Source organism: Candidatus Woesearchaeota archaeon (genome assembly GCA_003694805.1).
In the GTDB taxonomy this organism is placed as follows: domain Archaea; phylum Nanobdellota; class Nanobdellia; order Woesearchaeales; family J110; genus J110.
Genome location: RFJU01000046.1, coordinates 1 through 3761, shown reverse-complemented (window position 1 = coordinate 3761; position 3761 = coordinate 1). Strand labels below are relative to the sequence as shown.

The window sequence follows — 3761 nt, the reverse complement described above, 5'->3', positions numbered from 1 at the left end:
TGCTAAGAAAGGGAAGGGCCAAATGAAGAAAACAAAAAATTATTTGGTTGCCATAGTTCAAGCTTTGACTATTCTTATCATCAGGATCCCGATGAGGCTTCTGTTCAAGTCAGAAGGTAAGTTCCAGTACGTCTTTGAAAAAGGAAAAAAATACATTCTTGCCGCCAATCATCCGAACAGAGCAGATCCTTTTTTAATAGCTTCAACGCTTCCCTTCTCTCTTTACTTGCAATTGCTTCCAGTAAGAATAATCACTCATGAAAAATTCTTGAAAAATCCTATTTCGGCCTGCATATTGTACAGTCTTGGATCTATAACGACGAAACAAACGAGGAAGGGCAAAGTGCTTGAGAGAGCTTCGAGGTTGCTTGAACGAGGCGAGACCATTCTCATCTTTCCAAGCGGGAGGCTGGAACGCGAGGGTGTTGTTGTCAAGCCAAAAGTCGGGGTGGTGTATTTGAACAATGAAGTGAAGGATTCCTTGATCGTTCCCATTCATCTTCAATACTTTAAGAAACCAAAAAGGACAGTAATGCTCGTAAAAAAGGCGTTTCGGTTTAGGAAAAAGCCTTCTGACTTCGAAAAAGCCGCTAAAGAGGTGTACAAGAGGATTATTCAAGAGGACGAGGCTTAAGATTCTGTTGAAGGAGCAAACACCTTCCCTTTACGCACGTAGACTTTTTTAGCAAAGTTGGCGCCATTAAATGTTCGCAGGTTTTTATCGAGGTTGCCATATGCGTCTTGATTGTATGCTCCCGTCAGGGCAATGATGATTGCGTCGCCTTCTGCAAGACGTTGGAGCTGTACTCCTCGGGCGATATAGTCAGTTCCTGCGCAAGAACTGCCGATGATGTCATAAATGCCAATCATCTCTGAGCGTTCATTGTTAGGTTGGGTGTGCGCGTAGATGGGATACGTGAAGTGATCGCATTCAAAAAGCTCAGTGAGTCCTGAGAAGGCAGAGTAATTTATTGTAGCTCTTCCAATAGTCTTTCCTTCTTCTTTAAATGACTCGTCAAGTTGCGTAATGGAGCAGACAGTCCAGCCGGCATCAGCGACAAGAAATCGCCCCGGCTCCGCCCAAATGTGGACGCTTCTGTCTATGTAGTCTCTTAGTGCTTCGTTTATTGTTGAGGCAACACGAGAGAAAAGCGGCGATTTTTCCGTGTATCTTGCTGGAAATCCTCCGCCGATGTCAAGAACTGTGAGTTCGATGCCGTACTTGAGCATGGTTGAGAAAATTTCTGAAGAGGTTTGGATCGCTTTCTTCCAATTGTCCGGGTTTTCACATTGAGAACCAACGTGGAAGGTTAGCCCTTCAGGGATGAGGCCGAAATCGCCTGCCATATTCAGAAGGTCTGCCGCTTTAGAGGGGTGCGCTCCTAAGCGAGAGAGGTCGAAAAGACTTCCAACGTTGCTAACGTCTATTCGAAGGTAGACGTGAGGGTTGGCGTCCAATCTTCGAGCTTCGCGACTGATTTGATTGATTTGCGATGCAGAATCGATGCAGAAGGACTTGACGCCGTGTTCTAAGAGGTAGCGGAGGTCATGAGGAGGAGTTATGGGACTGCTGTTTATAGTTTCTTCTAGAGGAACGCCCATTTGCATTGCTATATCTGCTTCTTGTTCGTTGTTTATTTCGAGTGTGCATCCTTCTTCGAGGAGGGTTTGAATGACCTCCCTATCTCTGTTGCACTTGAGTGCAAAGGCTAATTTACTTACGGCAGGGATTTGAGCGAGGAATTCTCGGGTTTTTGCTGAAATTGCGTCTAGGTCGTATATGTGAATGGGGATGTGTGGAAATCCTTCTTGTTGTGCAATTTGTATAATTTTCTCAATGGTTTGGCGTTGTAATTCGTCTCTTTTAGTCAATAGAATCACCTCTAACGACGTTGCTGAAGAGAGACAAAAGTGTGCTCTCTGTTAAGGGGGTGTGGCCCATATAATATCTGCCTAGCAATACTCGTTCGGTTCCTGACGGTTCTCTCTTTCGAGTGTGAAATTTTATGATGCCTCGCAGTTCTCGCTGGAGGTCTTGAGTGGGCGGGTTTTGCTGAATGAGGTGTTTGAGCGCAAGCACTCCCTCTCGTTCTAGCGCAAATCCCCCGTGGAGTTCAACAAGTTCTTCATGTTTATTGCTGAGTTTTCTAAGGTCTGTTATTTTTTCAAGAAGTTCTTCGCTACCAATAAGCCCGAAATGTGTTTGTTGAAAGAGGGATGTGTAGTTTCCGAAGACTAGCGCCGATAGTTCATCGCTCGTCTCGCCGTGTACGATAAGATCCGGTCGCAAGACTTGAACTGAGAAGGTTCTTCCCCGGTCTTCTGAAAGTCCTTTAAAGGCAAGTTCTGATAGGGACATGTTTGCTTCATCTAAAAAGCCAAATACGTACTCGAAATTGCCGAAACCTTCTTCTCCCGTTTCGAAGGATTGTGCGTTTTTTGCGAGTAAGGAGCTAATAACTGTTAGCATCTGTAAAGAAGGGAGTTTTTTGGAAAATTGAATGAGAGAACGTGCATGTTTAAAGTGGTCTCCGGTGAAGTTCGGGGGCGGGATGAAATAGTATACCTCAGTAACATCTTTTAGGTCGTCTACGAGGCCGCGATACTCGTTTAATGAAAACGAGGGCAAGACGTTGAGACGGGAGGAATCTTGTTGATCAGATGTTGAAAGGTATATTTTTGAAACATTTCGTTCTGACAACAAGGTGGTTGCGAGATTCTTCGCTAAGGGATGGTAATCTCCTATGACAAGGACGTTTGCAGTTCCTGCGTTCGTCGTTTTCTCTTCTGCTTCGGTGCTGGGCTCTGATTTCGTCTCCCTTTCACCAGTCAGCAAAGATTCGATTGCGTTCAGTATCTTCTCGGGGTGGGCGTCTTTGTGTTGGATTCTCAGCGTTCCATCATTGACGCCATAGCGACTTAAATCTTTCTCATCTACGCCTCTTCCGATGTATGCCGTTCGAACAAGAACTGGCAAGCCTGGAGGTATTCGACTATTCCCTCTGCGGATGTTTTCAAGAACATACTTTCCGTCTTTTTCTGGCATGACCATGTCAAGAATGAGGGCGTCATATGATTCGCTTCTTAAGCGGTCCAGTCCTTTTTCAGCTCTGTCTACGTAATCAACAATATACGTGTCTGACGGGAGAACTGCTCGAACAGTTTCATATCCTTCCTTCTGATCATCGATGACAAGTATTCTTTTTCGTGGTTCGCTTCCTGTTTCATCACTTTTGAACAAGTCATCGATTGATCTGATTTTTTTCATGCAGCTCCTCCTTCTTCTTTTTTCAAGAGAATTTTGAATTTACTTCCTTGCCCGTAGCGAGATGCTACATGGACTGATCCTCCGTGTGCATTGACTATTTCGCTTACGAGGTAAAGTCCTAACCCTAAGTGATTTTCTTTGAGAGAAACGTCCGGCAAGAAGATTTCGTGTAATTTTTCTTCTGCGATCCCTGTTCCTTTGTCTTCGACGCTGATTTCGACGTACTCTGGTGCTGTTGCTAGTTTGAGGATGACATCTGAAGGGTTGCTCTCGCCTTGTTTTTTTTCTTGAACCGCTTCTAATGCATTGCTTACTAAGTTCCTGACAACAATATCAATAAAGTCAGGGACACAACGTACAACTGTTTCTTCTGGGCGTTTTGGCTGTATGTATGTGATTTTTCCTTCATAGGAACGAGCAATTTGTGAAACGAGGTCAGCAATATTGTACGGTTTTTTGTTGTCATCTGTTTGTTGGTGGATGTTTGAAAAGC

At 44.4% G+C, this 3761-nt stretch carries 4 protein-coding genes; 1 reads left to right on the top strand and 3 read right to left on the bottom strand.

The annotated features are described in order from the left end of the window. The first annotated feature begins 22 nt into the window (after positions 1-22). Positions 23-634, top strand: a complete 612-nt coding sequence (locus tag D6783_01965; GenBank protein RME53466.1) for a hypothetical protein — start codon at positions 23-25, stop codon at positions 632-634. Here the strand turns inward: D6783_01965 and D6783_01960 are convergent. The 3 genes from D6783_01960 to D6783_01950 all read right to left on the bottom strand — a co-directional run. Continuing rightward, on the bottom strand, positions 631-1881 hold the full coding sequence (locus D6783_01960; GenBank protein RME53465.1) for a hypothetical protein: 1251 nt from the start codon (positions 1879-1881) through the stop codon (positions 631-633). The two genes, D6783_01965 and D6783_01960, sit on opposite strands and share 4 nt — an antisense overlap. Continuing rightward, the gene (locus D6783_01955; protein RME53464.1) at positions 1865-3268 is read right to left on the bottom strand and encodes a DNA-binding response regulator; all 1404 of its coding nucleotides are present in this window, start codon (positions 3266-3268) and stop codon (positions 1865-1867) included. Before D6783_01955 ends, D6783_01960 begins: the two co-directional genes overlap by 17 nt. Further along, positions 3265-3761: ATP-binding protein (locus D6783_01950; GenBank protein RME53463.1), on the bottom strand; the 497-nt coding region annotated here is incomplete at its 5' end. The genes D6783_01955 and D6783_01950, both read right to left, overlap by 4 nt.